The organism is Candidatus Zixiibacteriota bacterium, from assembly GCA_040753495.1.
GTDB lineage: Bacteria > Zixibacteria > MSB-5A5 > GN15 > PGXB01 > DYGG01.
This window is the reverse complement of record JBFMEF010000220.1, coordinates 1-2,947: the sequence shown is the minus strand read 5'-3', so window position 1 is coordinate 2,947 and position 2,947 is coordinate 1. Positions and strand designations below refer to the sequence as shown.

The window sequence follows — 2,947 nt, the reverse complement described above, 5'->3', positions numbered from 1 at the left end:
TTATATTTATCCCTTTAAATTCTGGAAAATCAAAAGGAAGACTAATGGACCAAACCGAACTGCTGCTTCAAGAAATCACCGATGCCCACGGCGTTCCCGGTTATGAGGATGGCGCCCGTGCCGTTATGGCCAAATATCTGCAAAAATTCTCCGAGGTCAGTTACGACAAACTTGGCTCTGTCGTCGGACGCAAAATCGGCTCCGCTCCATCACCGCGCGTTCTTATCGGCGGACATCTCGACGAAGTCGGCTTCATGGTAAAAGAGATCACCAAGGAAGGATTTCTCAAATTTCTCCCGCTGGGCGGCTGGTGGGGACATGTCGCCCTGGGCCAGCGAGTCCTGGTCAATACCTCCAAAGGTCCCATTCTCGGTGTGGTCGGCTCCAAACCGCCCCACATTCTCCAGGCTAAAGAGCGCGAAAAAGTGCTGGAGATTTCCGATATGTTCGTCGATATCGGCGCCATGGACAAGTTTGACGCCGCCAAAAAATTCGGCGTCCGTATCGGCGACCCCATTGTCCCCGATTCCAGGTTCACCGTCATGAACAATCAGAAGCTGTACATGGCGAAAGCCTTCGACAACCGCATCGCTTGCGCGGCAATCATTGATATTCTCCGCCATCTGCAGAAAACGGCTCACCCCAACACAGTTTTCGGTGTCGGTAGCGTCCAGGAAGAGGTTGGGTCGCGTGGCGCCCGCACCGCGGCATACGCCATTGACCCCGATGTCGCCATTGTCGTTGACGTCGGCATCGCCCTGGATTCCCCTCCCGGCGACTTCAGCAAACCGGAACGTCTCGGCGGCGGACCCGCGGTGCTTGTCTATGACGCCGGCATGATTCCCAACCAGCGCTTGCGCCAGCTGGTTATTAAAACAGCGGAGGAAAACAAAATCCCGTTCCACCTCACTTCTATGGAGCGGGGAGCCACCGATGGCGCCGAAATTCACAAGAGCCGCACCGGTGTGCCATCTATCGCCCTGGGGATTCCTACGCGATATATCCATTCTCACAACAGCATCATATACCGGGGTGACTACGACAACACCGTCAAGTTAGTCGTTGCGCTGGTCAAAAAACTGAACAAGAAAGCGGTTGAATCGCTCTCCGCGGTTTAGCCGGCAAAATATGCCTCTGCAGTTCTTCAATACTCTGACGCGCGCCAAAGAGGAGTTCGTTCCCCTTGTTCCGGGGCAGGTCCGGATGTACACCTGCGGACCTACCGTCTATAATTTCGCCCATATCGGCAATTTCCGCGCCTATATCTTTGAAGACCTCCTGCGCCGCTTCCTGAAATACAAGGGATTCAAAGTCACGCAGGTAATGAATCTGACCGATATTGATGACAAAATTATCAAGGGAACCATCGAGCAGAAAGTCTCTCTCAGCGATTTCACCCTCCCTTTCAAGAAGAAGTTCTTTCAGGACCTCGATACCCTCGGCATCGAAAGAGCGGAGTACTATCCCGAGGCGACTGCCCATATTCCGGAAATGGTTGAAATTGTCAAGAAACTTCTCTCTCGCGGGCTGGCGTATGAGGTTGACGGCAACTATTACTTTTCCATCGCCAAATTCCCCTCCTACGGCAAACTGGCGCATCTCGATATGAGCGGTCTTAAAGCCGGCGCCCGCGTTGCCGCCGACGAATACGAAAAGGAATCCGTCTCCGATTTCGCCCTCTGGAAAGCCTGGGATGAAAAGGATGGCGAGGTTTACTGGGAAACCGAACTTGGCAAGGGACGTCCCGGATGGCACCTCGAATGCTCCGCCATGTCGATGAAATACCTCGGCGAAACCTTTGATATCCATACCGGCGGGGTGGACAATATCTTTCCCCATCACGAAAACGAAATCGCCCAGTCCGAGGGCGCCCTCGGCAGGAAATTCGTCAACTACTGGCTCCACTGCGAGCATCTGATTGTCGAAGGACGGAAAATGTCCAAATCGCTCGGCAATTTTTTTACTCTTGATGATATCCTCGAAAAAGGATACCCGCCGGTGGCTGTCCGCTTTGTCCTTCTTTCGACTCAATACCGCCAGCAACTCAATTTTACGTTCGAGGGGCTGGATGCCGCCCGCGAAGGCTTAAAAAGATTCAATGATTTCTACCGCAACCTGCGCGATTACGGCGGGGGAGAGTCTTCCGGCGAGGCTGATGATTTTATCAAGAAGATGCTTGCCGCTTTTGAGAGTTCTCTTGATGACGACCTCAATATCTCTCCGGCGCTGGGCGCCCTCTTCGATTTCATCCGCGACATCAACCGCCTTAAAGCCGAGGGGAAACTCTCCGCCGACGAGCGCGACCGCGCCCTCAAGGCGGTCGAAAAAACCAACACCGTCCTCAATTTCCTGGTAAAAGACTGGGCTTCCCCTCAGCTGGATAGCCAAATTGAGGCAATGATTGCCGCTCGCAACGATGCCAAAAAACGGCGGGATTTCGCCACCGCCGACAAAATCCGCACTCAGCTGCTGGAAATGGGCATCATCCTCGAGGATACCCCCTCCGGCACCAAGTGGAAACGGAAACTGTAGTTTCTTTCTATCAACTCCCCGGGCGACAGCCTATTCATACATTTATATGGCATCACGTGTCTGCCAGATGTAGGTCAAAATCCCCCCGAGCCTGGTGTGAATAGCGTAGCGCGAGCGGGGGTTTTGACAATCTTCCGTGAGGGCGAACCCGCGCGTTCGCCCACTGTCGAATTAAAGGTCGCGGCAGCAGCCATTGTGCCTTTCCAAAAAGTTGCGTCAGTTCCTAAGCCCGACTCTGGTCGGGCTGAGAACTGACGCCTCTTCAAAGGTTGCTCTCTCGTAGGTTGAAACTGTGCTTCCCCCGATTTGTGGGACACGTAAATAAGCATAACTGTTTTCATTTTCGAAATCAACCGGGCTTAAGTATTTCAGAGTTGAGTGTCGTCTTTGACGATTATAATATATCTCAATCCAA

General features: G+C 53.0%; 2 protein-coding genes and 1 pseudogene. 2 read left to right on the top strand and 1 reads right to left on the bottom strand.

Going from position 1 to position 2,947, the window contains the following annotated elements:
* The first annotated feature begins 44 nt into the window (after positions 1–44).
* Both AB1690_13965 and cysS read left to right on the top strand, forming a co-directional pair.
* Positions 45–1,118, top strand: coding sequence for a M42 family metallopeptidase (locus AB1690_13965; protein MEW6016412.1), 1,074 nt, complete (start codon positions 45–47; stop codon positions 1,116–1,118).
* Between the two features lie 10 nt (positions 1,119–1,128).
* A complete protein-coding gene (cysS, locus tag AB1690_13960) occupies positions 1,129–2,532 on the top strand; it encodes a cysteine--tRNA ligase (protein MEW6016411.1) in 1,404 nt (467 codons plus the stop codon).
* A 339-nt stretch (positions 2,533–2,871) separates the two neighbouring features.
* On the opposite strand, the pseudogene AB1690_13955 reads toward cysS, so the two are convergent.
* Positions 2,872–2,947: pseudogene (locus AB1690_13955) on the bottom strand (IS3 family transposase).